This is a genomic window from Pseudomonas sp. PA-5-4B, assembly GCF_021606215.1.
In the GTDB taxonomy this organism is placed as follows: Bacteria; Pseudomonadota; Gammaproteobacteria; order Pseudomonadales; family Pseudomonadaceae; genus Aquipseudomonas; species Aquipseudomonas edaphica.
Map to the genome: position 1 here is coordinate 1 of NZ_WKDB01000035.1, position 25123 is coordinate 25123.

Annotated in this window: 23 protein-coding genes and 3 pseudogenes; 11 read left to right on the forward strand and 15 right to left on the reverse strand. The window is 59.6% G+C overall.

All coding sequences use genetic code 11. The annotated features are described in order from the left end of the window. The 3 genes and pseudogenes from GIW28_RS17915 to GIW28_RS17925 form a co-directional block, all read right to left on the reverse strand. A pseudogene (locus GIW28_RS17915) lies at nt 1-251 on the reverse strand (DUF1493 family protein); the annotation flags it as partial. A gap of 474 nt (nt 252-725) precedes the next feature. Then, nucleotides 726-848 (reverse strand): annotated as a pseudogene (locus GIW28_RS17920) (serine protease); the annotation flags it as partial. Nucleotides 849-990: 142 nt separating this feature from the next. Next, nucleotides 991-1212, reverse strand: coding sequence for a hypothetical protein (locus GIW28_RS17925; protein ID WP_236446686.1), 222 nt, complete (start codon nt 1210-1212; stop codon nt 991-993). A 163-nt stretch (nt 1213-1375) separates the two neighbouring features. Between GIW28_RS17925 and GIW28_RS17930 the strand changes: the two genes are divergently transcribed. Both GIW28_RS17930 and GIW28_RS17935 read left to right on the forward strand, forming a co-directional pair. Continuing rightward, on the forward strand, nt 1376-3313 hold the full coding sequence (locus tag GIW28_RS17930) for a RecQ family ATP-dependent DNA helicase (protein ID WP_236446688.1): 1938 nt from the start codon (nt 1376-1378) through the stop codon (nt 3311-3313). A 23-nt stretch (nt 3314-3336) separates the two neighbouring features. Further along, a complete protein-coding gene (locus GIW28_RS17935; protein WP_017135378.1) occupies nt 3337-3768 on the forward strand; it encodes an acyl-CoA thioesterase in 432 nt (143 codons plus the stop codon). Nucleotides 3769-3925: 157 nt separating this feature from the next. Here the strand turns inward: GIW28_RS17935 and GIW28_RS17940 are convergent, their stop codons facing one another. The 3 genes from GIW28_RS17940 to fdhD form a co-directional block, all read right to left on the reverse strand. Further along, nucleotides 3926-4405: a YMGG-like glycine zipper-containing protein gene (locus tag GIW28_RS17940; RefSeq protein WP_017135379.1), complete on the reverse strand. Its 480-nt coding sequence runs from the start codon at nt 4403-4405 to the stop codon at nt 3926-3928. 327 nt (nt 4406-4732) lie between these two features. Next, on the reverse strand, nt 4733-7081 hold the full coding sequence (locus tag GIW28_RS17945) for an FdhF/YdeP family oxidoreductase (RefSeq protein WP_170039542.1): 2349 nt from the start codon (nt 7079-7081) through the stop codon (nt 4733-4735). Next, entirely contained in the window at nt 7078-7917 is an 840-nt protein-coding gene (gene fdhD / locus GIW28_RS17950; RefSeq protein ID WP_017135381.1) for a formate dehydrogenase accessory sulfurtransferase FdhD, read from the reverse strand. Before fdhD ends, GIW28_RS17945 begins: the two co-directional genes overlap by 4 nt. Nucleotides 7918-8151: 234 nt before the next feature. Between fdhD and lysM the strand changes: the two genes are divergently transcribed. Continuing rightward, on the forward strand, nt 8152-8592 hold the full coding sequence (gene lysM, locus GIW28_RS17955; RefSeq protein ID WP_138453661.1) for a peptidoglycan-binding protein LysM: 441 nt from the start codon (nt 8152-8154) through the stop codon (nt 8590-8592). 154 nt (nt 8593-8746) lie between these two features. Here the strand turns inward: lysM and yrfG are convergent, their stop codons facing one another. Then, nucleotides 8747-9409 (reverse strand): GMP/IMP nucleotidase, encoded by a 663-nt coding sequence (yrfG, locus tag GIW28_RS17960; RefSeq protein WP_138453660.1) that lies wholly within the window; start codon nt 9407-9409, stop codon nt 8747-8749. A gap of 87 nt (nt 9410-9496) precedes the next feature. On the opposite strand from yrfG, the gene nudE reads away from it, so the two are divergent. Then, nucleotides 9497-10063 carry an ADP compounds hydrolase NudE gene (gene nudE / locus GIW28_RS17965; protein WP_017135384.1) on the forward strand — a complete coding sequence of 189 codons (567 nt, stop codon included), beginning with the start codon at nt 9497-9499 and terminating at the stop codon, nt 10061-10063. Then, nucleotides 10060-10896 carry a 3'(2'),5'-bisphosphate nucleotidase CysQ gene (cysQ, locus tag GIW28_RS17970; RefSeq protein ID WP_017135385.1) on the forward strand — a complete coding sequence of 279 codons (837 nt, stop codon included), beginning with the start codon at nt 10060-10062 and terminating at the stop codon, nt 10894-10896. Before nudE ends, cysQ begins: the two co-directional genes overlap by 4 nt. 129 nt (nt 10897-11025) lie before the next feature. Here cysQ and GIW28_RS17975 read toward each other — a convergent pair whose 3' ends face one another. From GIW28_RS17975 to rfbB, 5 genes and pseudogenes are all read right to left on the reverse strand, one after another. Further along, nucleotides 11026-11481, reverse strand: a complete 456-nt coding sequence (locus GIW28_RS17975) for a thioesterase domain-containing protein (protein WP_017135386.1) — start codon at nt 11479-11481, stop codon at nt 11026-11028. 17 nt (nt 11482-11498) lie between these two features. Continuing rightward, nucleotides 11499-12884, reverse strand: a complete 1386-nt coding sequence (locus tag GIW28_RS17980) for a sigma-54-dependent transcriptional regulator (RefSeq protein WP_017135387.1) — start codon at nt 12882-12884, stop codon at nt 11499-11501. Then, entirely contained in the window at nt 12881-14689 is a 1809-nt protein-coding gene (locus tag GIW28_RS17985; RefSeq protein WP_017135388.1) for a sensor histidine kinase, read from the reverse strand. Before GIW28_RS17985 ends, GIW28_RS17980 begins: the two co-directional genes overlap by 4 nt. A 65-nt stretch (nt 14690-14754) precedes the next feature. Next, a pseudogene (locus tag GIW28_RS17990) lies at nt 14755-14949 on the reverse strand (dTDP-4-dehydrorhamnose 3,5-epimerase family protein); the annotation flags it as partial. 88 nt (nt 14950-15037) lie between these two features. Beyond that, nucleotides 15038-16120: a dTDP-glucose 4,6-dehydratase gene (rfbB, locus tag GIW28_RS17995; RefSeq protein ID WP_138450815.1), complete on the reverse strand. Its 1083-nt coding sequence runs from the start codon at nt 16118-16120 to the stop codon at nt 15038-15040. Nucleotides 16121-16426: 306 nt separating this feature from the next. On the opposite strand from rfbB, the gene aguA reads away from it, so the two are divergent. Both aguA and GIW28_RS18005 read left to right on the forward strand, forming a co-directional pair. After that, entirely contained in the window at nt 16427-17533 is a 1107-nt protein-coding gene (gene aguA, locus GIW28_RS18000) for an agmatine deiminase (RefSeq protein ID WP_236446690.1), read from the forward strand. 234 nt (nt 17534-17767) lie between these two features. Beyond that, on the forward strand, nt 17768-17986 hold the full coding sequence (locus tag GIW28_RS18005) for a hypothetical protein (protein ID WP_017135392.1): 219 nt from the start codon (nt 17768-17770) through the stop codon (nt 17984-17986). Nucleotides 17987-18284: 298 nt separating this feature from the next. Here GIW28_RS18005 and GIW28_RS18010 read toward each other — a convergent pair whose 3' ends face one another. Further along, nucleotides 18285-20372 (reverse strand): TonB-dependent receptor, encoded by a 2088-nt coding sequence (locus GIW28_RS18010; RefSeq protein WP_236446692.1) that lies wholly within the window; start codon nt 20370-20372, stop codon nt 18285-18287. A 408-nt stretch (nt 20373-20780) separates the two neighbouring features. Here GIW28_RS18010 and GIW28_RS18015 point away from each other — a divergent pair, with 408 nt between their 5' ends. Further along, the gene (locus GIW28_RS18015; protein WP_056860697.1) at nt 20781-22067 is read left to right on the forward strand and encodes an OprD family porin; all 1287 of its coding nucleotides are present in this window, start codon (nt 20781-20783) and stop codon (nt 22065-22067) included. 91 nt (nt 22068-22158) lie between these two features. Further along, nucleotides 22159-23436, forward strand: a complete 1278-nt coding sequence (locus tag GIW28_RS18020) for a hypothetical protein (RefSeq protein WP_236446693.1) — start codon at nt 22159-22161, stop codon at nt 23434-23436. Nucleotides 23437-23529: 93 nt separating this feature from the next. Here GIW28_RS18020 and GIW28_RS18025 read toward each other — a convergent pair whose 3' ends face one another. Beyond that, nucleotides 23530-23730, reverse strand: coding sequence for a hypothetical protein (locus GIW28_RS18025; protein WP_236446695.1), 201 nt, complete (start codon nt 23728-23730; stop codon nt 23530-23532). 213 nt (nt 23731-23943) lie between these two features. On the opposite strand from GIW28_RS18025, the gene GIW28_RS18030 reads away from it, so the two are divergent. Both GIW28_RS18030 and GIW28_RS18035 read left to right on the forward strand, forming a co-directional pair. Further along, a complete protein-coding gene (locus tag GIW28_RS18030) occupies nt 23944-24165 on the forward strand; it encodes a tautomerase family protein (protein WP_236446706.1) in 222 nt (73 codons plus the stop codon). Next, nucleotides 24162-24863 carry an SDR family NAD(P)-dependent oxidoreductase gene (locus tag GIW28_RS18035; RefSeq protein WP_017135396.1) on the forward strand — a complete coding sequence of 234 codons (702 nt, stop codon included), beginning with the start codon at nt 24162-24164 and terminating at the stop codon, nt 24861-24863. Before GIW28_RS18030 ends, GIW28_RS18035 begins: the two co-directional genes overlap by 4 nt. 18 nt (nt 24864-24881) lie before the next feature. Here GIW28_RS18035 and GIW28_RS18040 read toward each other — a convergent pair whose 3' ends face one another. After that, nucleotides 24882-25121: a helix-turn-helix domain-containing protein gene (locus GIW28_RS18040; RefSeq protein ID WP_442963237.1), complete on the reverse strand. Its 240-nt coding sequence runs from the start codon at nt 25119-25121 to the stop codon at nt 24882-24884. Nucleotides 25122-25123: the final 2 nt, after the last annotated feature.

A 25123-nucleotide genomic window follows, 5' to 3' on the forward strand; every position in this document is an offset into this window, starting at 1 on the left:
GGATTGCGTTGGCGGCGGAATTTGTTTCGGGTGAAAAAGAGACGGATGCCAATGATAAAGGCGAATGTCGGAAGACTGTCGAATTGTAATTCGCTCAGCCAGGAAGTGGCGACGATTAGAAGCATTGGTCCGGTGAGGATGAGGGCCAGTCCGAACCATTTTCTGAGCTCGGGATGCTTCAACTTACTATCGAGCAGGACAGTAAGGGCAATAAGAATGAGGAGCGAGCCCCAAGAGCTGTAGTCGACCATCGTTGAGTCCTTTCGATGTTCACGGTTTTTGCCGGGACAGTTGAGAGGTCACTAGTTTCGGTCATGTGAAGGGAGGTTATGTAGAGGGCTTGGCAGGTGTTTTGATCAGTTTGGGAAGAGGACTACACGGTGTTTGTCTGCTTCCCACAAAGCTTTCCGGCATTTGCGGTTTGACAGTGTTTTTTTTGGCAACACACAGCCAATGTGGGAGCCGGGCTTGCCCGCGATGGCGGTGTGTCAGGCAATATTTCCCTGCCTGACACACCGCCATCGCGGGCAAGCCCGACTCCCACAGGTTTCCTGATCGTTCCCCCGCTCCTGCGTGGGAACGCCTCCCGTGACGCTCTGCGTCACCAATGCCCAAGCTTAAAGCCGTGCGCGGAGGTGGGACGCGGAGCGTCCCGGGCGGCATTCCCACGCAGAGCGTGCGGAACGATCAGTCAGAACGGCTTCAAGGGACGGCCATCGCCAATCCTACAGACGCGAAGCCGCATCCAGGTCCATCAACCCGCGTCCGTAGGCTTCGCTGTTGGCATAGATGCCCGTCCGATTGGCGGTGCTGAGCAAGCGTTCGCGAACCTGCTGCGGGGTCATTTTTTAGATCGTTCCCACGCTCCTGCGTGGGAATGCCTCCCGTGACGCTCTGCGTCACCAATGCCCAAGCTTAAAGCCGGGCGCGGGTGGCGGGACGCGGAGCGTCCCAGGCGGCATTCCCACGCAGAGCGTGAGGAACGCTCAGTCAGGACGGGGTCATGGGACGGTCGTCGACAGACTGCATGGGGATCAACTGGGCATAGAGGGTGGATGCCTTGACGATAGGCAGTGCATTTGCGGAGAAGTATTCGGGCATTTCAAAGGCATGCACGGCCAGTTGCTCGGAGGTGGGTTTCGGCGGCGTTGCACAGCCCATCAGCAGCAAGGGCATTGCGAGGAGCAAAGAAAACGGTGGCATGCGAGACATTCACGACTCCTTGTCGGGGCTTGTAATCAAGCGTGCTACTGTCTGCATTTTTGCACGGTCTTGCTGGTTTTCTCTGTATCAGTTTGTAGCGTTTATCCCCGACCTTTTACTGATCGCTGGTCTATGTTTTTGACTCGTTCAGCGGTCAACGGAGTGACAGCTTATGCACAACACCCTCCAACAGGTCTTTGGTTACCCACAGTTTCGTTTGGGCCAGGAGGCCGCGATCAGCGCGGTGCTGGCCGGTCGTTCGGCTGCCGCTATTTTCCCCACTGGTTCCGGCAAGTCTTTGTGTTATCAGCTGTCGGCGGTGCTGTTGCCGCACCTGACGCTGGTGGTGTCGCCGCTGTTGGCGCTGATGCAGGACCAGTTGGGTTTCCTGCAACGCCATGGCATTTGTGCTGGCAGTATCGATTCGGCGCAGAGCCGTGAAGATGCCAATGAGGTGATGGCCCGCGCGCGTTCGGGTGAGTTGAAGATTTTGATGATTTCCGTGGAGCGCTTAAAGAACGAGCGCTTCCGTAACTTCCTGCAAAGCGTACAGATTTCCTTGTTGGTGGTGGATGAGGCGCACTGTATTTCCGAATGGGGCCACAACTTCCGCCCGGACTATCTGAAGCTGCCGGACTACCAGCGCCAGTTCAATATCCCACAAGCGCTGCTGCTGACGGCTACAGCCACGCCCAAGGTGATTGCCGACATGCAGGCCAAGTTCGCCATTGCGCCGGATGATGTGATCACCACGGGCTTCTACCGGCCCAATCTCAACTTGTTGGTAGAGCCGGTGAGCGGCCACGACAAACGCCGGCGCTTGGTCGAGTGGATGAGCGCGCGGGCCAATCAGCCGAGCATCGTTTACGTCACGTTGCAAAAAACCGCCGAGCAGATTGCCGAACACCTGAACCGCAATGGCATCCAGGCCGAGGCGTATCACGCCGGGTTGCCCCACGATAAACGCGAAGGTATCCAACAGCGTTTCATGGGCGGGCGCTCCAATTGCATTGTTGCCACCATCGCGTTCGGCATGGGCATCGACAAGAGTGATATTCGCAACGTGGTGCACTTCGACCTGCCCAAGTCTATCGAGAACTACAGCCAGGAAATCGGCCGCGCCGGGCGTGATGGGCAGCCGTCCGATTGCCTGGTGCTGGCCAACCGCGACAGCCTCAATGTGCTGGAAAACTTTGTGTATGGCGATACGCCGGAGCAGGAGGGCATTCGCCGTGTACTGGAGGAGTTGCAGGCGGCGCGAAGCGAGGGCCAGTGGGAGTTCCTGATGAGGTCGCTGTCGGACCACAGCAACATCCGCGAGCTGCCGCTCAAGACGCTGCTGGTGCAGTTGGAGCTCAAGGGTGTGATCGCACCGCGCTATGCGTTTTACGCCGAATACCGCTTCAAATACCTGATCGAGCCCGAGGCGTTGCTGGCGCGGTTTTCCGGCGAGCGGCAGCAGTTTGTCGCGGCGATCATCCAGGTATGTAAACGCGCGAAAACCTGGGCGACGGTGGATTTCGATGCGCTGTACCAACAGCACAATGCCGAGCGCAGCCGGGTGGTGAAGGCGCTGGATTACTTCCAGGAACAGGGCCTGATCGAGCTGGAAAGCAAGCAGATGACCGAGGTCTACAGCCTGCTCGATACCGACTTTGATCCACGGGTGCTGAGCGCCGAGTTATACACAGGCTTCAAGCACCATGAAGTGACGGAAGTGGCGCGGATCCACGCCATGCTCGAGCTTTTTGCTACCGAGCATTGCCTGGGGCAGCGTCTGGCCAAGTACTTTGGTGATGAAAATGCCCCTCAACGCTGCGGGCATTGTTCGGTATGCCACGGCCACGTCGCACATTTGCCGCCGCCGCCGAGTTTGCCGCCACTTGTGGATAAAAACTTCATGGGGCTGTGCGGTGATTTTATCCACAGGCATCATGAACACACCACGAACCTGCCAGAAGCGGAACGGCTGGCGCGGTTTCTCGGCGGTATCAGCGTGCCGCTGTTTACCAAGCTGAAGGCGCGGGGCATACCGGGTTTTGCTGCGCTGGAGGACTACCCATACGCCGAGGTGCGTGAGTGGGCGCAAGCCCACCTGAATGACCTGTAAACCCACTTTCCAGAGAACCGCCCATGCCTGACTCAATGCCGCAACGCGCTGACTACCGTCACTTCCAGCCGATCATCACGCGTTGGCACGACAACGATGTGTATGGCCATGTGAACAACGTCACCTACTACAGCTTTTTCGACACGGCGGTGAATACCTACCTGATTGAAGAAGGTGGGTTGGATATTCATGACGGTGAGGTGGTGGGGTTTGTGGTGAGTTCGGCGTGCGATTATTTTGCTTCGATCGCGTTTCCGGATCGCCTGGATATTGGCCTGCGGGTTGGAAAGCTTGGTAACAGCTCGGTGCAATATGAGTTGGCGGTGTTCAAGGCCGGAGAGGACGAAGCCAGTGCGGCGGGGCGCTTTGTGCATGTGTTTGTGGATCGGGCATCGAACCAGCCGGTGGCGATTGCGGGGAAGTTGCGCGAGGCGTTGGAGCGGTTGGTGGTTTGAGGCCCTTTTTCATGCAATGAAAGTCAAATGTGGGAGCTGGCTTGCCTGCGATAGCGGTGGGTCAGGACGCACATCTAACCCTGACCCACCGCTATCGCAGCGATGCGGCGACCCGGCAAGCCAGCTCCCACAGGGGGCCAGCTGTGTTCTTTAGAACTTACCGATGACGGTAGTGGTGCTTGTTCTTGCGATGCCCGTAGGCATGCCCGCGTCCACGGTGGTCATCTCGATCGTAACGACGGTTGTCACGCCCGCGGTAGCGGCGGTCGTCGTCATCGCTCTTGTTGCCCATGTAGTTGCCCAGCGCGCCACCTGCACCACCGCCGGCTGCTGAGCCGACCAGTGCGCCGGTGCTGCCGCCCATGCTGCGGCCCACGACGTTGCCGCCGGCTGCGCCCAGTGCGCCACCAATGGCGGCTTCGCCACGGCTGCGTCTATCGGCACCCACCGCACTGCCGCCTGCGCCACCCAAGGCTGCGCCGATGGTGGAACCTGTGTTGCCGCCCAACTGCTGGCCGACAACCGAACCTAGAACCCCGCCCAATGCGCCGCCCACACCGGCTTCGGTGGTGCCACCGGCCATGGCTGCGCCACTGACCAGGCCAAGGGACAACAAGAGAATCGAGGAGAACTTCATAGAGAGACCTCAAGAGGATGACGGCGCGATCCTGAGGTTGTATCGAGGCGCTGACAATCGAAAACCGACCGGCGGTAGAGGTTGTATACAATTCGCTAAGTTGCTGTTTTGTATAGGGAACTTAAGTCGACTTTGTGAGTCTTTAGCTACTTCGGAAGGGCCGCTTTTATGCAAAAGCGGCCTTTTTTTGTGCCTGAGTAAAACTGCCGGCATTGTTCTCTTGTGGCGAGGGAGCAAGCTCCCGCTGGGTTGCGCAGCGACCCCAACATTATTACGGGCGCTACGCACCCGAGCGGGATCAAGTTCCCTCGCCACGATGGGCTCTGCTTAGGCTGAACGGGCCATGATCAAGCCACTGTCGCTCGCCGCTTCCAGGCAAATCGCGACGAACTTCGACGTCGGCGTATGGCTGCCATCCCCGGTGCTTTCCAGCGGTACCAGCGGGTTCACTTCCGGGTAGTACGCCGCCGCCTGGCCCGCCGGAATATCAAACGCCAGCAAGGTAAAGCCCTTCACGCGGCGCTCGCGGCCATCTTCCCACAGCGACACAATGTCAGCCTTCTGACCCGGCTTGAAGCCCAGGCGGATGATGTCGGCTTCGTTGACGAACAGCACGTCACGCTGGCCCTTGACCCCACGGTAGCGGTCGTCTAGGCCATAAATGGTGGTGTTGTACTGATCGTGGGAACGCATCGATTGCATGATCAGGTCCGGCACCCGCCCTGTGGCGTGGGTGCGTTCGTGGATCAGGTCTTTGGGCAGCACGTTCGGGCGGAAATTGGCGCGGCCCGACGGCGTGTTCCAGCGGCGTGCACCGGCGGAGTTGCCCAGGTAGAAACCGCCTGGGTGTTTGATGCGTTCGTTGAAGTCCTTGAAGCCTGGGATGGTATCGGCGATCAAGTCGCGGATGCGCCCGTAGTCGGCCACCAGCCAGTTCCAGTCCACCGGCTTGCTGCCCAACGTGGCGGCGGCAATCCCGGCCAGAATTGCCGGCTCGGACTTCATCAGCTTCGACAGCGGCTGCAACTGGCCATTGGAGCCGTGCACCATGCTGAACGAGTCTTCCACTGTCACGGCTTGCGGGCCGTCGGCCTGGATATCGATGTCGGTACGGCCCAGGCACGGCAGGATCAGCGCGTCTTTGCCGTGCATCAGGTGGCTGCGGTTGAGTTTGGTGCTGATCTGCACGGTCAGGTCGCAACTGCGCAGGGCTTCAAAGGTGCGCGGGCTGTCTGGCGTGGCTTGGGCGAAGTTGCCGCCCAGGCCGATAAACACCTTGGAGCGGCCTTCGAGCATGGCGTGGATCGCTTCGACCACGTTGTGGCCATTGGTACGCGGCACCTGGAACTGGAAGCGGCGCTCCAGCGAATCCAAAAACGCCACCGGCGGGCGTTCGTTGATGCCCATGGTGCGGTCGCCCTGCACGTTACTGTGGCCGCGCACCGGGCACAGCCCGGCGCCTGGACGGCCGATGTTGCCGCGCAGCAGCATCAGGTTGGCGATTTCCTGGATGGTCGGCACCGAATGGCGATGCTGGGTAATGCCCATCGCCCAGCACATGATCACGTTTTTGCCTTTGGCGTACATGCGCGCCGCTTGCTCGATCTCGACCAGGGTGAGGCCGGACTGCGCGACGATTTCATCCCATGGGGTGTCGTCGATCTGGCCCAGGTACTCCAGCACGTTGACGCTGTGTTCATTGAGGAAGTCGTGGTCGAACACCGCCTCTTTGCCTTCGGCCTGGGCCTGGCGTTCCCACAGCAGCAGGAACTTGGCCATGCCGCGCAGGATGGCCATGTCGCCACCCAGTGCCGGGCGGAAGTACGCGGTGTTGGTCGGTTTGTCGCCGTTGGTGAGCATTTCCAGCGGGTGTTGTGGGTGCTGGAAGCGTTCCAGGCCACGCTCTTTGAGCGGGTTGATGCACACCACCTGGGCGCCACGTTTTACCGCTTCGCGCAGCGGTTCAAGCATGCGCGGGTGGTTGGTGCCGGGGTTCTGGCCCCAGACGAAAATCGCATCGGCATGTTCGAAGTCATCAAAGGTCACGGTGCCTTTGCCTACGCCCACACTTTGCGCCAGGGCGACGCCGCTGGCTTCGTGGCACATGTTCGAGCAGTCCGGGAAATTGTTGGTGCCGTAGGCGCGCACAAACAGCTGGTACAGGTACGCTGCTTCGTTGCTGGCCCGGCCCGAGGTGTAGAACTCGGCCATGTCCGGGCTTGGCAGGGCGTTGAGGTGCTTGCCGATCAGGTCAAAGGCGGCATCCCAGCTGATGGCTTTATAGCGATCGGTCTCGGCGTCGTAGCGCATCGGCTCGGTCAGGCGGCCCTGGTATTCCAGCCAGTAGTCACTCTGCTCCAGCAGTGCAGTCACGCTGTGCTTGGCGAAGAAGGCCGCGTCCACACGGCGCTTGGTGGCTTCCCAGTTGACCGCCTTGGCGCCGTTCTCGCAGAACTTGACCATGCCGCTTTCCGGCGAGTCGCCCCAGGCGCAGCCAGGGCAGTCGAAACCGCCGTTCTGGTTGGTCTTGAGCATCATGCGCAGGTTTTTCATGGCGTTGTCGCTGGTCAGCCAGGCCTGCGCCACGCTGATCAGTGCGCCCCAGCCGCCGGCCGGGCCTTTGTAAGGCTTGTAGCGCGGAGTCGGGGTTTGGTCGGCTTGGTGATGCAGGCTCATGGCTGGTTCTCCATCGCAGGGCTGTAGACCCGCGGCGCACTTTTCTGCGGCAGGTGGATGAGATTGAGGTTGTGCCGGCGCGCCCATTGCAGGGCCAGGCCGGTGGGCGACGACAGGCTGACCAGGGTCTGGATGCCTGCGCGCAACACTTTTTGAATCAATTCGAGGCTGCAGCGGCTGGTGACAATGGCCAGGCCGCCGTCGGTCGGAATTTTTTGGCGGATCAGCGCGCCGATCAATTTATCCAGGGCGTTATGCCGGCCGATGTCTTCGCGGCCCATCAGCAACTCGCCCTGGTTATTCATAAAGATCGCCGCATGCACCGCGCCGCTGTACTGGCCCAAGGGCTGAAACGCGCTGATGCGTTGGCGCAGGCCGTCGAGCCATTCGGCGGGCGGCAAGGGCGCACCGGGCAGCACTTGCAGGTCCGGCAAGGCTTGTTCTACGGCCTCTACGCCGCACAGGCCGCAGCCGCTGGTGCCGGCCAACTGGCGGCGTTGCTGCTTGAGGTTCCAGAAGGCCCGGCTGGAAATCTGTACGTGAGCGTATTGGGCAGATCCCGTGCCGCTGAGTTTTAGATCATAAATATCGCTAACGTCGGCGATAATGCCGCTGCCGATGCTGAAGCCGACGATAAAGTCTTCCAAGTCGGTGGGCGTCACCAGCATCACCGCCTGGCTGATGTCGTTGTAGGCAATCGCCAACGCCACTTCTTCGGCCAATGCAGTGCTGGCAATTTCAGTGTGTTCCAGATTGCAAAACTGGTAGCTCTGGCTGGCGGCCGGCGCGGGCGTTTCGAGGGCAGGCGCCGCGCAGACTGGGCGCTTGGCGTTCATGGGGCAATACCACCGAGGGAATGATCAATGTTTAGACTAGGCGCGACAAAGGGTCGCGTCTAATCGGCTGTACTGATCTATTGATAGATGGCGTCGATCAAGGCGCGTGTTGCGGGCTTATTCCTGGCAGCGCGCAGGCTAGCGTGTTTGGGTCTTTGGCGTGCCTGGAACCCAAGACTGCAGGACTGGTCTAGTCTTGGGCATCTGGAACTTAAACCCCAAGGAGAGCGCACCATGAGTATTTTTAGCTTTGTTAAGGAAGCAGGCGAGAAGTTGATTGACCTGTTGACGCCGGGTAATGCCAATGCGAGCGATGAGCTGAAGGATCACATCAGCAAGGTAGGGCTCGGAAATCCGAACATCACCGCAACCGTTGAGGGCGACAAAGTCACCGTTAAAGGTGAAGTTGCCACTCAGGAAGAGAAAGAGAAAATCATCCTGGCTGCGGGCAATATCGCCGGTGTTGGCAGTGTGGATGACCAGATCACCGTGACTGGCCCGGCCGCGGCAGCCGCCCGTTTTGTCACCGTTGCAAAAGGTGACACGCTCAGCGCTATTTCCAAGCGCGAATATGGCGATGCCAACAAATACCAAAAAATCTTTGAGGCCAACAAGCCGTTGTTGTCGCACCCGGACAAAATTTACCCAGGGCAAGTACTGCGTATTCCTGAGTAACACACAGAGCTAACTGTGGGAGCAGCTTTGTGTGGGAGCCGGGCTTGCCCGCGATGCAGGCAGCGCGGTGTGTCAGTCACACCGCGGTGATGCAATCGCAGGCAAGCCAGCTCCCACACTGGCCAGCTCCCACATTCACATTCCCACATTTACATTAGAGCCCGGCAATCAGATCTCGGTAATCATCGACTGCCGCAAACTCCCCTGTGTCCTTTGGCCCCTTCTTGCTGTCCGGCTCTTTGACCGCCAGCAAATGCCCCACGCCAAACTCGCGCGCACTGCGCAGGATCGGCAAGGTGTCATCGATAAACAGGCTGCGGGCCGGGTCGAACTGGATGTCGGCTTGCAACGCATCCCAGAATTGCCGGTGTTCCTTGGCGAACCCGTAGTCGTGGGAACTGATCAACCGCTCGAAATACGGCGCCAGTTCAATGCGCTCCAACTTCAATGACAGCGAATCACGATGGGCGTTGGTGATCAAAATCACACGCTTGCCGGCCTGTTTGATTGCCGCCAGAAAGGTGTCCGCGTCCGGGCGCAGGGCGATCAGGTGGGCGGTTTCCAGTTTGAGTTCGCGCACCGGAATGTTCAGCTCGGCACTCCAGAAATCCAGGCAATACCATTGCAACTGTCCGGCGTTACGCTCGAACAGCGGCTGCAACTCCATGTCGGCCATGGCCCGGCTCACCCCGTGCAAATCGGCGTAACGCTGGGGCAGGTGCTCCATCCAGAAGTGGTTGTCGAAGTGCAGGTCGAGCAAGGTGCCGTCCATGTCCAGCAGGACGGTGTCGATGGCGTGCCAGGGCAAAGAGGGCATGGGGCGTTCTCATGTAAGTAAAGATATCCGACACAGACAATCGGAAAAGCCACGGTATAGTAACCCGATCACGCCAAGGAGCCGCTTATGCGCCAGAAACCCACCGTCCTCGCCCGCGAAATAGTCGCCAGTAGCCGTTTGTTCCGCGTGGAGGAAGTGCAATTGCGCTTTTCCAATGGCGTTGAACGGACCTACGAGCGCCTGGTAGGCCGCGGTGCCGGTTACGGCGCGGTGATGATCGTGGCGATGATCGATGCCGACCACGCGTTGCTGGTGGAAGAGTACTGCGGCGGTACCGACGAATATGAATTGTCGTTGCCCAAGGGCCTGATCGAACCTGGCGAGGACGTACTGGCGGCGGCCAACCGCGAGCTCAAGGAGGAGGCCGGTTATGGCGCGCGCCAGTTGGAGCACATTACCGAACTGTCCTTGTCGCCTGGCTATATGAGCCAGAAAATCCAGGTGGTGCTGGCCACCGAGCTGTATGAAGAGCGCCTGGAAGGCGATGAACCTGAGCCGATGCGTGTGGAGCGCGTCAACCTGCGCGAGCTGTCGATGCTGGCGCAAAACGAGCAGTTCAGTGAAGGCCGTGCATTGGCGGCCCTGTATTTGGTACGAGACCTGTTGACCCAGCGTGGAGCTTTTGTCGCATGAGCGAACTGTTTTTAGGCCATCCGTTTATTGCCCCTGTGATCGAGCTGGCACGCCAGGCAGGTGAAGTCATCCTGCCGTATTGGCGCGCGGACGTAGCGGTCACCGCCAAGGCGGATGATTCACCGGTGACGGCGGCCGACCTGGCGGCTCACCATCTGATCCTGGCGGGCCTTACCGCTCTGGACCCGAGCATCCCGGTGCTGTCCGAAGAAGACGCCGATATCGACCAGAACGTGCGCGCCGGCTGGCAGCGCTGGTGGTTGGTGGACCCGCTGGATGGCACCAAGGAGTTTATTTCCGGCAGCGAAGAATTTACCGTCAACATTGCGTTGATCGAGCAAGGCCGCGTGGTGTTTGGCGTGGTGTCGATGCCCACCAGTGGCCGTTGCTACTTCGGTGGCGCGGGCCTGGGCGCGTGGCGCTCGGACGTGAGTGAGGCGCCCAAGCAGATCCAGGTACGCCAGACCCCAGCGGCCGGCGAGGCGTTTACCGTGGTAGCCAGCCGCCGCCATAGCAGCCCGGAACAGGAACGCCTGCTCAGTGGCTTGAGCGAAGGTTTGGGTGAGCTGAAATTGGCGAATATTGGCAGCTCGCTGAAGTTCTGCCTGTTGGCCGAAGGCAGTGCCGATTGCTATCCGCGTCTGGCGCCGACGTCGCAGTGGGACACGGCCGCAGCCCAGGGTGTGCTGGAAGGGGCGGGTGGTGAAGTGTTGGAGTTGAGTGGCGCGCCGTTCAGCTATCCGGCGCGGGCTTCGTTGTTAAACCCGTTCTTTCTGGCGTTGCCGGCCAAGGCAGCGTGGCGCGAGCGCCTGCTGACCCTGGCCCGTTCTTAAGGCCACAACAGGTCAAAATGTGGGAGCTGGCTTGCCTGCGATAGCGGTGTATCAGTCGATAGTTGATTCGACTGACACTGCCTCATCGCAGGCAAGCCAGCTCCCACAGTTGGTTTTGTGTTGTGACGGTTAGCGGTGCAGGACGTATTGGCCAGTGAAGGCTACAGCCCGCTCCTCACTGCCCTCATTCACAATCCACGTCTCCAACGCCAACCGCGCCCGGCCATAGCGTTTGTATGTCGCCACAAAGCGCTTCCACACCTTGTCTTCCGGCGCCGCGCAAATAGCGATCGCATCCTGAGTCACTGGCAGTGGATAACTGATCTGCCCTTCCTGAATCACGATATGCCCGTCTTCGACACCTTCTTCGCGCAGTTTCAGGTGCAGCCAACCCCAACCCGCCAATACGGCGCCGCAATAGAGGCTGCCGCCAAACATGGTGCTCTTGTGGTTGATATTGGCCTGTAAGGGCAGGTGCAGCTGCAATTGGCTGTGTTGCCAGCCGAGCACCTTGAGGCCCATTTCCCGGGTGAGGGGGATGTCGTGGTGAAGGATCGATTCCAGGTAGCGGCTGTCGCGGTTCATGGCGGTCTCTTGGCGGGTCATTCGTCGTCGGCGCTGTGGCTGGCGCTGTCGGCGAAGTTCAGGCCGTGCTTGCGCAGTTTGTCGTGCAGGGTTTTGCGCGGGATGCCCAGGGCTTCGGCGAGGCTGCGCACCGAGCTGTGGGGGCGGGTCAGCTCGGCGGCGATCAGGCTTTTTTCGAACTGCTCGACCTGATCGCTCAAACCGCCAGAGGTTGACGTCAGCACGCCCGCGGCGGGGTTGTCCGCCGTTGCGTCCAGTGCCAGTTCGAGCCCAAGGGCAAAGCGCTCGGCTGCATTTTGCAGTTCGCGCACATTGCCCGGCCAGCTGTGGCGCAACAGCAGGGCACGTTGGCCCGGTTGCAGCTCGTGCAACGGCAGGCCGTGGCGACTGCTGGCTTCGTCGGCAAAATGCTGGAACAACATCAGTGCGTCTTCACCGCGCTCGCGCAGTGGCGGAATGCGCAGCGGCGCGACGTTGAGACGGTAGTACAAGTCGGCCCTGAAGCGTCCCTGGTCGGCGGACTGGCGCAGGTCTTCCTTGGTGGCGGCGATGATGCGGATATCCAGCGGGATCAGCTGATTGCCACCCAGACGCTCGACCACTCGCTCCTGCAACAAACGCAGCAATTTGACCTGCACATCCAGGCTCATGCTTTCGATTTCATCGAGGAACAGCGTGCCGCCATTGGCGAACTCGAACTTGCCGATGCGGCGTTTCTGCGCGCCGGTAAAGGCGCCCGGCTCATGGCCGAACAGTTCGCTTTCGACCACCGATTCTGCCAGGGCGCCGGCGTTTATCGCCACAAACGGCCCGCTGCGGCGGCTCGACAGGTCATGCAGGGCGCGGGCTACCACTTCTTTGCCGGCGCCGGTTTCGCCGAGGATCAACACATCGGCGCGGGTTGCCGCCAGGGCGCCGATCTGCTCGCGCAAGCGCAGCATCTGCGGCGAATGCCCGACCAGGCGCGTGCTCAGTTGCTGGCGATCACTGAGGGCCAGGCGCAGGCTGCGGTTATCCAACACCAGGCGGCGCAAAGCCAACGCGCGGCGCACACTGTCGAGCAGGGCATCACTGGCGAACGGTTTTTCGAGGAAGTCATAGGCCCCGGCGCGCATGGCCTGCACCGCCAGCGGCACATCGCCGTGGCCGGTTATCAGCAGCACCGGCAGGTCCGGGTCCTGGCCGTGCAGTTCAGCCAGTAGCTCCAGGCCGTCCATGCCGGGCATGCGGATATCGCTGACCACCACGCCCGGCCAATCGCGGGACAGGCGCGCCGTGAGGCCCGTGGCTTCGCCCAGAGTCAGGACTTTCAGCCCGGCCAGGTCCAGGGTCTGGCACAGAGCCTGACGCAAGTGTGGATCGTCGTCGATCAACACCACCTGGATCTGGTTATCGATACTCATACACTGCGGTCCTCGGACGGTTGCAGACTCACGCCCGGCGAGCCGGCACGCAATTTCAGGGTTAACAGTGCGCCACCTTCCTTGTGGTTGGCGAACAACAATTCGCCGCCAAAGGCACGCATCAAGGTGTCACAGATCGCCAGGCCCAACCCCAAACCCTGGGTGCGGGTCTTGGTGGTGTAGAACGGCTCGCTGGCGCGGCCCAGGGCTTCCATGCAAAAACCTGGGCCGTTGTCGCGAATGTACAGGTTGACGCCCTGTTCGGTGGTTTGGGCACTCAGCCACAGTTTGCGCGGCGGGCCTTTTTCGGTGAGGGCGTCGAGGGCGTTGGCCAGCAGGTTGCCGAGCACCTGGCGCAGGCGGGTTTCGCCGGCTTGCACCCACAAGGTCGCCTCGGGCAAGTCGCGGATCAACTCGACTTCCATCGAGCGCCGCCGTTTGGCCAGCAACGCCAGGGCATCGTCGAGTGCCGGTTGCAGGGCTACGCTTTCCGGGGCGTGGCGGTCGCGGCGGGCGAAGGCGCGCAAGTGCGCGATGATCGAGGCCATGCGCCCGGTCAGTTCGCTGATCAGCTTGAGATTGCCACGGGCGTCGTTGGTACGTTCGTGGTCGAGCAGGATCTCGGCGTTTTCCGCGTAGCTACGGATCGCCGCCAGCGGCTGGTTGAGTTCGTGGCTGATACTCGCCGACATGGTGCCCAGCGCCGACAGCTTGCCGGCCTGCACCAGGTCATCCTGGGCGCGCACCAGTTCCTGCTGGGCGTGCTCACGCTCCAGCACCTCCTGTTTGAGGCGGCGGTTAAGGCCTTCGAGGTCGCTGGTGCGCTCGATCACACGCGCTTCCAGTTCGCGGCGGGCCTTGGCTTCGAAGGCGATGCGCTCCAGGTAGTGGCGACGGCGCTGCATCATCAAACCCAGCAGCAACATCAGCACCAACAGCGTCGCGCCGCCAACGGCCACTACGGTGCGCACCGGGCGATTGATCAGCGAGCGCGGTGCAAGAATTTCCACGGTCCAGCCGGTCTCGGCGATGGCCGTGGATTGGCGCAGCCATGCCGTGGTGCTCAACGCCAGCGGTTGCGGGTCGCGGGTCGGGTAGGGCTGGATGGCGATGATTGCCTGACGCTCTTGCGCCGTGAGCGGCCGGGTCGCCCGGAAGCGCCATTGCGGGCGTGAGGTGAGGATGACCACGCCGTTGTGGTCGGTCACCAGCAGTTGCTCGGGGGTTTTGCCCCATAGGCTTTCGGTGTGGTCCAGGTCAACCTTGACCACCAGCACGCCAATTATTTTGGCGCCATCGCGTACAGCGGCGGCGAAGAAGTAGCCGCGTTTGGCCGAGGTGGTGCCCAGGCCGAAAAACCGTCCCAGGCGCCCGGCCATGGCTTCGCTGAAATAGGGCCGGAACGAGAAGTTACGGTCGACAAAACTGTCCTGCTTGTCCCAGTTGGAGGCGGCGAGGGTCTTGCCGGTGGTGTCCATCAGGTACATCACTTCCACCCCGGCCTGGGCGGCAACGTCCTTGAGCAGCAGGTTGGCGTTGGTCAGGTTGGCACTGACCTGCGGCGCATCCAGCGCGGTGCGCAGGGCCGGCAAGTCACCGAGGATCTGCGGCAGCACTTCATAGCGGTGCAGGGTGCCGAGGAGGTTGGCGACGTACAGGTCGAGGGTCTGACGGTTTTGCCCGGCCAGTTCGCTGCGGTAATAGCGCTCGGCCAGATGCTCCAGCGGCCACAGCAGCGGTGCCAGGCACAACGCCAATAAGGCGAGGCTGCGCCAGCGAGGTCTACGCGGGAGGGGTGGAGTCATGGGAGTCATGCGCCTGTGGGAACAGGCGCATTATGCCTAGGGCCGGCGTGCAAGGCACTCGCCGGTCATGCAAACAGATCGGCGTCTGCCAATGCCTTGCCGTTCTGATCCTTGGCGGACAAGGTCGGTGTGCCCTCAAACTGCCAGTCAGTCTTGAGTTCCGTGTCGTCCCAGCGAATACAACGCTCTGCCGAAGGCGTGTAGTAATCGGTGGTTTTGTAGAGGAACTCGGCAGAGTCGCTGAGCACCGCAAAACCATGGGGTCGAGGATCAATACTTCGGGCAACTCCGTAGCGATCACACTCATCGGTTGCACTCGCCGGGTGAACAGGTCGTGTGATCAAAACCTTATGCGATCAGGTCTTTTGGGTCGGTATTGCCCAGGCGCTCGCCTTGATAGCTGCCGTCCTGGACCCTGCGGCACCAGTCCAGGTTATCGAGGTACCACTGCACGGTTTTGCGCAGGCCGGTTTCAAAGGTTTCTTCCGGAACCCAGCCCAGCTCGTTTTCGATCTTGCTCGCGTCGATCGCGTAGCGCTGGTCGTGGCCTGGGCGGTCTTTGACGAAGGTGATCAGGTCGGTGAACTTCTCCACACCGGCCGGGCGTTGTGGCGCCAGTTCTTCGAGCAGGCCGCAGATGCCGCGTACCACGTCGATGTTCTTTTGCTCGTTGTGACCGCCGATGTTGTAGGTCTCGCCGACCACACCTTCGGTGACCACTTTCAACAAGGCGCGGGCGTGGTCTTCGACGAACAGCCAGTCGCGGACCTGCAGGCCGTCGCCGTAGACCGGCAGTGGCTTGCCGGCGAGGGCGTTGAGGATGACCAGCGGGATCAGTTTCTCGGGGAAGTGGAACGGCCCGTAGTTGTTTGAGCAGTTGGTCAGCAGCACCGGCAAGCCATAGGTGCGCTGCCAGGCGCGGACCAGGTGGTCGGAGGCGGCTTTACTGGCCGAATACGGCGAGCTGGGTGCGTAAGGCGTGGTTTCGGTGAACAAGTCATCCACGCCGTGGAGGTCGCCGTACACTTCGTCGGTGGAAATATGGTGGAAACGAAACGCGCTCTTGGCCGGTTCTTCCAGGGTCTGCCAATAGGCGCGGGTGGCTTCCAGCAGGCTGTAGGTGCCGACGATGTTGGTCTGGATAAAGTCCGAGGGGCCATCAATGGAACGGTCGACGTGCGACTCGGCGGCCAAGTGCATGATGGCCTGCGGCTCAAAGCGCGCCAGCACGGCGCTGACGGCGGCCTGGTCGATGATGTCGGCCTGCACGAACTCATAGCGGCTGTTGGCGGCGATGCTGGTGAGTGACTCCAGGTTGCCGGCGTAGGTGAGTTTGTCCAGGTTGAGCACTTCGTGCTCGGTGTGTTGAATCAAGTGACGAACCAGGGCAGAACCGATGAAGCCGGCGCCGCCGGTGATGAGAATGCGCATTCAGAGAGCCTTTTTTCCAAGACAGAGATTAAGCCAGAGCATAGCTTGAGTGGCGCAACGGGGCGGCGCAAGCATACTCGGGTGAAGAAGGGTTGCCTTGATCGCCTGCGCGAGTTGGGTTTCCATAACGCAGCGTGGATTTCTTTGTCGACATGTTGTCGAAGGTGCTCGATGAGCAACTATAGGTAGTCGATTGTTATCGACTAAGGCTTGTCATACTTGTCGGCTATGATCTTTTATCACTTCTAAAGCCGATTTTTATCCGTTATAAAGTCGACCTTCACCCCATTCGGAGTCCTGAACGCCATGACCACCCTGCACAGCACACCTCGCGCCGATGGCTTCTACATGCCTGCCGAATGGGCGCCACAAACCCAAACCTGGATGATCTGGCCCGAGCGCCCGGACAACTGGCGCCTGGGCGGCAAGCCGGCGCAGGCGGCCCATGTGGCGGTGGCCAAGGCCATTGCGCGCTTTGAACCGGTGACCGTCGCAGTGTCTGCCGGCCAGTACGAGAACGCCCGTGCGCGCCTGGATGTGCCCAATATCCGCGTGGTGGAAATGTCCAACGACGATGCCTGGGTGCGCGACACCGGCCCGACCTTTGTGATCAATAACAGCGGCGAAGTGCGCGGCGTGAACTGGGATTTCAACGCCTGGGGCGGCTTTGACGGCGGCCTGTATGCGCCGTGGAACCGCGATTCGCAGGTGGGCGGCAAGATCCTCGAGATCGAACGTGCGCCGCGCTACCGCACCGAAGGCTTCGTGCTGGAAGGCGGTTCGATCCATGTCGACGGCGAAGGCACCGTGATCACCACCGAAGAATGCCTGTTGAACCGCAACCGCAACCCGCATCTGGACCGTGCGGCGATCGAAGCGGTGCTGCGTGACAATTTGGCGGTGGATAAAGTCATCTGGTTGCCGGACGGCCTGTTCAACGACGAAACCGACGGCCATGTGGATAACTTCTGCTGCTACGTGCGCCCCGGCGAAGTGTTGCTGGCCTGGACCGATGACCCGCAAGACCCTAACTACGCGCGCTGCCACGCCGCCATGGCCGTGCTGCAAAGCAGCACGGACGCTAAAGGCCGCCCGTTCACAGTGCATAAAATGCCGATCCCAGGCCCGTTGTACGCCACCGAAGAGGAATGCGCCGGTGTCGATCCGGTAGACGGCTCGCAGGAGCGTAATCCTACTGTGCGCCTGGCGGGTTCCTACGTGAACTTCCTGATCGTTAACGGCGGCATCATCGCGCCAAGCTTCGACGACCCGCTGGACAGCCAGGCCAAAGAGATCCTGCAGAACCTGTTCCCGCAGCACGAAGTGGTGATGGTGCCGGGCCGTGAACTGTTACTGGGCGGCGGCAATATCCATTGCCTGACCCAACAACAGCCGGCACCGCACAAAAATTGAGTGCGGTTGTAACAGCGTTTGAGTGAACGCCGAGCGCTACTTGTTTATAGCGCTTGCAGCAAGCCCGCAGCCTGGCTAGGTTGCGGGCTTTTTTGTGTCCGAATGCCTATAAACACGGGACATTGGCATAGCTCTTGTATCGGTGTTGCCACAGTGTCCCAAGGTGATGACTGCACAGTTCTGTCACAAACCTTGAGTAAGTTAGCCGCTCACGCAGTAGGAGAGAGCGCTGAAATGAATGCCGATATCAACCCGATCTACACGCGCCCGTTCCACCCGACGCGGGTTAGTGGTGATGCGATCCATGCGCTGGCGCTTTGGTTGAAGGCAAACGGCTCGCGACAGGTGAGGCAGCAACAGCCTGATGTGCGCAGTGTCATGAGTGAGCGCTACCCGGCGGGGTTGTTCAGTGAGGATGAGCTGCTGGCGTTGTGCGAACTACTGAAAACCTGAAGAACACCAAGATCAATTGTGGGAGCTGGCTTGCCTGCGAAGGCATTCTGTCAGCCAGCGACTTTCCAGCAGATACACCGCTTTCGCAGGCAAGCCAGCTCCCACATTGACCGAGTGAAATTTAGAAGTTGTAGGTGCCTGTTGCCCGCAGGCTCGGTGAGCTAGTGCAAAAACTGAAGACCACTGAGATCAATAGTGGGAGCTGGCTTGCCTGCGAAGGCATTCTGTCAGCCAGCGACTTTCCAGCATATACACCGCTTTCGCAGGCAAGCCAGCTCCCACATTGACCGAGTGAAACTTAGAAATTGTAGGTGCCGGTTACCACCAGGCTACGTGGCTCGCCCGGTTGGATCTGCGCTGCGCTGGTGGCCGAGGCGTAGTAGTTTTTGTCCGCGATGTTGTTCAGCGCCGCACGCACGTCCCATTCTTTCTGGCGGAACCCGGCCAGTGCATCCCAGCGGCCATAACCAGGCAGCACCACGGTGTTGAGGTTGTCGGCGTAACGGTCGCCCACCAGGGTCAGGCCGGTTTCTGCGTACCAACCCATCTCCGGTTTCCAGGTGATAAACAGGCTGGCGTTACGCTTGGCGACGTCGCTGATGCGTTTGCCTTCAAAGCCGTTGTTGTCCTTCACCACCTTGGCATCCTGCAGGCCGATGCCGCCGCGTACATACCAGTTGCCGACGACTTTGCCGGTGGCGGTCAGCTCCACGCCGCGTGAGCGTTGCTCGCCGGTGAGCAGGGTGATGGTGCGGTCCAGTGGGTCGCTGGTGCGGCGGTTGTAGAGTTCCAGCTCGTACACGGCCAGGGTGGTGCTCAGGCGGTCGTCGAGCCAGTCGCTTTTAACCCCGATTTCCTTTTGCTTGGTCAACTCGGGACTCAGGTCGTTGACGGCGCCTGCAGCATTGGGGGTGATGCCGATCAAGCCGCCGCCGGCCGGCGAGAAGGTTTTGCTCCATGAGGCATAGAACGAGTGGTGTTCCAGCGGCGTCCAGACCAGGCCGATGCGCGGGCTGGTGCTGTGGCTGTCGACTGCCTGCTGGGTATTGAGCAGCTTGCTGGTGGTGTCCACTTCAAAGTGGTCGTAGCGCAGGCCGGCCAGCACTTGCCATTGATCGTTGAGGCGCAATTGGTCCTGCACGTAAAGGGCGCGGCTTTCGACTTCGGTGTGGTTGTTGCTGGAAACACTCATGCGCCCGGTGTGGCTCAAGTGGCGGTCGGGCTGGTTGAGGTCCAGGCTCGGCACGGCCTGGCCGCCACGGTTGGTGGCGGTGGCGCTGTACAACTTTGGATCACGGCGCTGGCTGCCCAGCTCCAGGCCGGTGAGCAGGTGGTGCTCCAGGCCGAAAGTGTCGAACCCGCCCTCCAGCTCAAGGTTGTTGAACACGTTGCGGGTGTTCAGGTCTTGTTGCCAGCGCTGGCGCGAGACTTTGTTGGTTTTTGAGTCGTAGCCGACCTGGTAGGTGTTGTCGAAATCGCTGTCGAGCTTGAACACGCCGAGGGTGTGGCGCAGCTGCCAGTTGGCGTTGAGTTCATAAGCCAGCTTGGAGCGCAGGGACTGGGATTTATCGTCGATGTAATCGCGGCTATCGAAGTAGGTCGTGCTGCGGCTCACATCGGCCGGGCGGCCGTTGACCCCGGGAATGCCACGGTCCGGCGTGCGGTTGTAACGGCTGTATTCGTATTGCACCAGCCAGTTCAGGTCCGGCGTCAGTTGCCAGCTCATCGACGGCGCGAACAACTGGCGATTGCCGCTCACACCGTCGCGAAAGCTGTTGTTGTCCTGGTTGCCCATGTTCAGACGCAGGCTGATGTTATCCGTTGGGTCGGTGCTGAGGTCGGCATACAGGCTGCGCAGATCCTGGCTGCCGCCTTGGGCTTCGATGCTGGAGGTGTGGCCCGCCTGGGGCAGTTTGCTTACGCGGTTGACGATGCCGCCCTGGCCGCCGCGCCCGTACAGCACGGCGGCCGGGCCTTTGAGCACTTCGATGCGCTCGATGTTATGCAGGTCGCGCACGTACTGGCTGTCGTCGCGGATGCCGTCCAGGTAGAAGTCATTGCTCGCGTCAAAACCCCGGATACGCAGGCTGTCGAAGCGCGTATCGGCGCCGCTGCTGACGTTGGGAATGCCGCTTAACGCCTGCCCCAGGTCGTTGGTGCCGTAGGAACGCAGGCTTTCGGTTTTAACCGAGTCGATGGCCTGGGGCACGTAACGCACCGAGGTGGCAGTACGGGTGGCGGTGTTGGTCTCCTTGACACGCGGGTCGTCTTCGTCGGCTTCGGCGCTCACCGACGTTTCGGGCAAGACCGTGGCGGCACAGGCGAAACCGGCAGACAGCAAAACAGAAAGCCCAAAAGTGATGGGCGTCAGGCGAGAGGCAGGCATGGGGAATAAATCCAAAAGTGTTGGAAAAAGGAAAGTGCGCGAATGGTAATGCTTTGCATTTGCGCGAGTTATCTATTCCCAAACATACCTTCGCTAAAAATGTTACATAATGTGTTTTCTTGACGAATCAGACGATTTTTCAGGCTCGAGCGAGGGCCTTGGAATGCACCGCTTAGAATTATTTCGCCTAAATACAGACGATTCACGAAATTGACACATAGTTCAACGCGCGCATAGGATTGCGCCCAACGCCTGTGGCTCACCGCCATGACTCATCCAATAAAAAAAGGCCCGCGGCAGTTCAGTCGTCCGCGGGCCTTGTTTTTTCTGGAGGAAGTCGACACCAGAAAAGCGACACGGAGCCTGGTGTCACAGCGCGTACTCAACCAGTAATAAGGAATATAAGAAATGTTGAAGCAACGGATGAGTCTGATCGCTCTGGGGATTTTGAGCGCATCGACAGCAATGGCTAACGACCAGGAGCAATCCAAGGGTTTCGTGGACGACAGCCACCTGAACATCGCAGCACGTAACGCCTACATCAGCCGTGACTACAAAAACGGCAAGCAAGACAAAGCCGAATGGGGCCAGGGCTTCATCGGCAAGTTCGAATCCGGCTTCACCCAAGGCACCGTCGGTGTGGGTGTGGACGTGATCGGCCAATACGCCATTCGCCTGGACGGTGGTAAAGGTCGCAGCGGCGCTGGCGGTATCGACTTCTTCAAGCAAGGCGACAGCGGCGAAGCCGCCAACGACCTGGCCAAGGGCGGCGCTGCCGTGAAGTTCCGTGTCTCCAACACTGTACTCAAGTACGGTGACCAGATGCCGGCTGTGCCTGTGCTGCAGTACGACAACTCCCGTCTGTTGTCGGAAACCTACACCGGTACTTCGATCGTTTCCAAAGAGATCGCCGGCCTGCAACTGGACGCTGGTCACTTCACCAAGGAAGCTCGCAAGAGCGCCGAAGGTTCTGACAGTGGCGCGCTGAAAAGCATCGACTACATCGGTGGTAGCTACAAATTCACCGAAAGCCTGTCGGCCGCGTTGTACGCCTCCAACATGCAGGACGTGCTGAAGAAGCAATACGTCAACGTCAACTACGTACTGGCCCTGCCAGAAAAGCAATCGTTGACCTTTGACTTCAACGGCTACAAAACCAAGCTGGACCGCAGCTTCGCCCTGGAAAACCAAGGTGATGCGGACGCCCGCGACAACAAAATCTGGAGCCTGGGCGCTACCTGGGCTGTTGGCCCGCACAGCTTCACCCTCGCTCACCAGCGCAGCACCGGCGACACCGGCTACCTGTACGGCGGCTACCGCAACGCTGGCGGTATCGGCGACGGCGGCAATACCATCCTGCTGGCCAACTCCTACTGGTCCGACTTCAACGGCAAGGACGAGCGCTCCTGGCAAGCAGGCTACGGCCTGGACTTCAGCGCCTTCGGCGTGCCTGGCCTGACCTACAACATCGCTTACGTGCGCGGCACCAACATTGACGACGGTTCCAACCGTGGCAGTGGCACCGAGCGTGAAATCTTCAACCAGTTCAAATATGTCGTTCAAAGCGGCCCAGCCAAAGACCTGAGCCTGCGCGCTCGTGCGTCCTGGTTGCGCGTCTCCAGCAACGCCAGCAACTACAACGTAGGCGGTAACGAAATCCGTCTGTTCGCCGACTACCCGATCAACGTTTTCTAATTGATCGCACGTCGCGCCTGATGCCAGGCGATAAAAAACCCCGACTGGTTCGGGGTTTTTCTATGGACGTTAATAAGTGAAGGATCATAGTGTGAGTGAAAGTCAAGCGCTGACAGTGAGAGAAAGTACGCCGTTATTTTTAGAGAGTTTTAAAGACGGTTTGATTACTATCGTAGATAGATTAAGTCGCTCTTTTTCTGAGCAATGGCCTATCGTGACATTCCTGGGCTCGGCATTGGGGGTGCTCGCGCTGTATGTGTACGTCAGGACCATTGGTAGAACAGACATTTTTATGGCCTCGGTATCTGTACAGGCTTCACTGTTTGTCTGGTTGTTTCTGGTTGTATTTGTATCGTTTGCTTATATGTTCGTTTTGATAGCGACACCTTCTCTTTTCAGTTTGGCAATATCCATGTTTGGAAAGCGCGATGTCGACAAAAGAACGGCAGCGCTTTGTTTGCTGGTTCCTGTGATAGTAGGGTTTGTCTTCTTCGCAATCGGCATTTTTTACTTTCCAGACTACAATATACTTTGGACGATGCTGTGTATAGCCTTCGTAACGGCTTTGATTTTGATAGGTGGCTTTCAGTTTAAATACCTGAGAGACGCGGGTCTTTTTGCGTTGGGTAATAAAAAAAGCTTTAATAAAAATAAAATCGAGTCAGTTGTTTTTGTTGCCGTTGTCTGGTTTCTTGTAATGTTTACAGTGGTATCGGGTGCGTCTCCGGCCTTATTGATACTTCGCGCATACTCTGGTGATCTGGAGACAGAAACTGTCAATGTTGTGGCGGGTATTGTGACACTCACAATGATCGCTTCATTATTGCCGATTGTCGTGTTTTACCTCTTCAGCGGTAAGTTATGGACGCGGGTATTTTATTCGGTTTTGTCGTCGATTGCGGTATTCCTGTTTGTGATTACGATTTCATCAGGCACGCTGGGTATGATCACCTATTCGGCTGCCGGGATTTTAGGTGTACGGCAAAGCGAATCTGCTATTTATATTGTGGGTGATGCGTACAAAGGTATGGCATTTGATGAGGCTACCTGGAGTGCGAATACTTTTGGTGACGGGCGAGTCTATATCACGGCGTTTCCGTTATATTCATTTGGTGATGTTCTTTTGCTGTGCCCGGACTCACTTATAAATACCAACTTCAAAGATTGGCCCAAACGATCCGACCAATGCTTCGCAACGCGTAACAGTGATATGCGCTTGGCCGTGCCTAAACCCGTATCAAAAAAACACGTAATAAGGGCGCCCGCATGGTTTCGCTACATTCAGCCGCTATCGCTTAAAGTGGCTGGAAAATCGAGTGCCGGGGGCTGCGTTATTCCATTGCGCTGTGCCTTGCCTGCTGATCAATAGTGCAATAGCGACTACGTGATGCTGGGCGTCGTTTAGGGAGGTAACAGCAGGCAGTAAGACAAACGACACTTACGTGCTGTCAGCCTCCCCGCATCAGTTTTGCGGACGCTGCTTGGTGGCGTCTAACTCGGCCTTTTTCGCCGTGCTGATCTCGGTAATCTTGGCCGACTTATCGATAGCCATGTTGAACGTGGCTTCCATCTTGGCAATCGCCGAATCGGCGGTTTGGGTGCTGCCGGTTTTGCTGGCGGCCGGTGGCGTGCCGCCGCCGCAGGAAGGAGGAACGCACGACATTAGAGCTCCCTGCATCGCGAAGATGCGGGTTGATGGGGTTGGGAAACACCGAAAGATGCTACTTAGCCAGTACCGCAACAGGGTGTGAAATCTTGTGGAACTGGCGTGAACACTTGTTACACCACATCACTAATGAAGTACTCCGGCCCATCTTTATCCGCTCCAGGCGCAGGCCTAAATTGGCTGCACTGTCCGCCCATTGGAGCCATCACCCTGCCCTTCGTCAGCCTGCGCATCACCCGTGACGGCGTGACCCCTGAGCAAAAAGCCCAGGTCATCGCCGAGTTCACCGAAACCCTCGAACGCGTGCTCAACAAGTGCCCGGACCTGACCCACATCGTCATCGAAGAAATCGACACCGATAACTGGGGCTACGCCGGCATCACCACCACCGAATACCGCAAATCCCAAGCCCTTACCGGAGAAACAAAATGAGCAAAGTCGTGATCATCACCGGTGCCTCCCAAGGCATTGGCGCCGCTGTGGTCCAAGCCTACCGCGCCCTCGATTACCGCGTGGTGGCCACCTCGCGTTCGATTCAGCCATCCACCGACCCGAACATCCTCACGGTGCCCGGCGACATCGCCGACCCGGCCACCGCCCAGCGCGTCATCCGCGAAGCCCTGGCCACCTTCGGACGCGTCGACAGCCTGATCAACAACGCCGGCATCTTCATCGCCAAACCCTTCACCGCCTACACCCAGCACGACTACGCCAACGTGCTGGCGGTGAACCTCAACGGCTTTTTCTACATCACCCAACTGGCCATCGCCGAGATGGAAAAACACGGCGCTGGCCACGTCGTCAATGTGACCACCAGCCTGGTCGATCACGCCATCGACGGCGTGCCTTCGGTACTCGCCAGCCTCACCAAAGGCGGGCTGAACGCCGCGACCAAATCCCTGGCGATTGAATACGCCAAACGCGGCATTCGAGTGAACGCGGTAAGCCCGGGCATCATCAAGACGCCGATGCATGGCGAAGACTCCCACGCTGCATTGGGGCAACTGCACCCGGTAGGGCGTATGGGCGAAGTGAGTGATATTGCCCAGGCGATCACCTACCTGGAAAGCGCGGGGTTTGTCACCGGTGAGATCCTGCATGTGGACGGCGGGCAAAGCGCCGGGCACTGACACGCTGACGCGCCTGGCCTACCCCGGTCGGGCGTGGTCATCCCGTGGCGAGCGCCCGAAAAAGGCCTTATAGGCCCGGCTGAACGCGGCCTCGGACTCATAGCCAATCGCAAAACCCACCTCGCCGATGCGACCTTCCTGCTTGGCCGGCGTTGCATGAATAGCCCTTAGCGCCCGAGCGATACGCGCATCCGACAACCAAGCGCTTCTATGTGGGAGCCGGGCTGAACTGCGATAGCGCCCGCCCGGCGAGCCCATTT

Coding starts and splice junctions, on each gene's coding strand:
- fdhD (WP_017135381.1), bottom strand. CDS start 7,917: ATGAACGCCAAGCGCCCAGTCTGCGCGGCGCCTGCCCTCGAAACGCCC.
- GIW28_RS18015 (WP_056860697.1), top strand. CDS start 20,781: ATGTTGAAGCAACGGATGAGTCTGATCGCTCTGGGGATTTTGAGCGCA.
- GIW28_RS17940 (WP_017135379.1), bottom strand. CDS start 4,405: ATGAAGTTCTCCTCGATTCTCTTGTTGTCCCTTGGCCTGGTCAGTGGC.
- nudE (WP_017135384.1), top strand. CDS start 9,497: ATGCGCCAGAAACCCACCGTCCTCGCCCGCGAAATAGTCGCCAGTAGC.
- yrfG (WP_138453660.1), bottom strand. CDS start 9,409: ATGCCCTCTTTGCCCTGGCACGCCATCGACACCGTCCTGCTGGACATG.
- GIW28_RS18035 (WP_017135396.1), top strand. CDS start 24,162: ATGAGCAAAGTCGTGATCATCACCGGTGCCTCCCAAGGCATTGGCGCC.
- lysM (WP_138453661.1), top strand. CDS start 8,152: ATGAGTATTTTTAGCTTTGTTAAGGAAGCAGGCGAGAAGTTGATTGAC.
- GIW28_RS18040 (WP_442963237.1), bottom strand. CDS start 25,121: ATGGGCTCGCCGGGCGGGCGCTATCGCAGTTCAGCCCGGCTCCCACAT.
- cysQ (WP_017135385.1), top strand. CDS start 10,060: ATGAGCGAACTGTTTTTAGGCCATCCGTTTATTGCCCCTGTGATCGAG.
- GIW28_RS18005 (WP_017135392.1), top strand. CDS start 17,768: ATGAATGCCGATATCAACCCGATCTACACGCGCCCGTTCCACCCGACG.
- GIW28_RS17930 (WP_236446688.1), top strand. CDS start 1,376: ATGCACAACACCCTCCAACAGGTCTTTGGTTACCCACAGTTTCGTTTG.
- GIW28_RS17985 (WP_017135388.1), bottom strand. CDS start 14,689: ATGACTCCACCCCTCCCGCGTAGACCTCGCTGGCGCAGCCTCGCCTTA.
- GIW28_RS17975 (WP_017135386.1), bottom strand. CDS start 11,481: ATGAACCGCGACAGCCGCTACCTGGAATCGATCCTTCACCACGACATC.
- GIW28_RS17935 (WP_017135378.1), top strand. CDS start 3,337: ATGCCTGACTCAATGCCGCAACGCGCTGACTACCGTCACTTCCAGCCG.
- GIW28_RS18010 (WP_236446692.1), bottom strand. CDS start 20,372: ATGCCTGCCTCTCGCCTGACGCCCATCACTTTTGGGCTTTCTGTTTTG.
- GIW28_RS18025 (WP_236446695.1), bottom strand. CDS start 23,730: ATGTCGTGCGTTCCTCCTTCCTGCGGCGGCGGCACGCCACCGGCCGCC.
- GIW28_RS17925 (WP_236446686.1), bottom strand. CDS start 1,212: ATGTCTCGCATGCCACCGTTTTCTTTGCTCCTCGCAATGCCCTTGCTG.
- GIW28_RS17945 (WP_170039542.1), bottom strand. CDS start 7,081: ATGAGCCTGCATCACCAAGCCGACCAAACCCCGACTCCGCGCTACAAG.
- rfbB (WP_138450815.1), bottom strand. CDS start 16,120: ATGCGCATTCTCATCACCGGCGGCGCCGGCTTCATCGGTTCTGCCCTG.
- GIW28_RS17980 (WP_017135387.1), bottom strand. CDS start 12,884: ATGAGTATCGATAACCAGATCCAGGTGGTGTTGATCGACGACGATCCA.
- aguA (WP_236446690.1), top strand. CDS start 16,427: ATGACCACCCTGCACAGCACACCTCGCGCCGATGGCTTCTACATGCCT.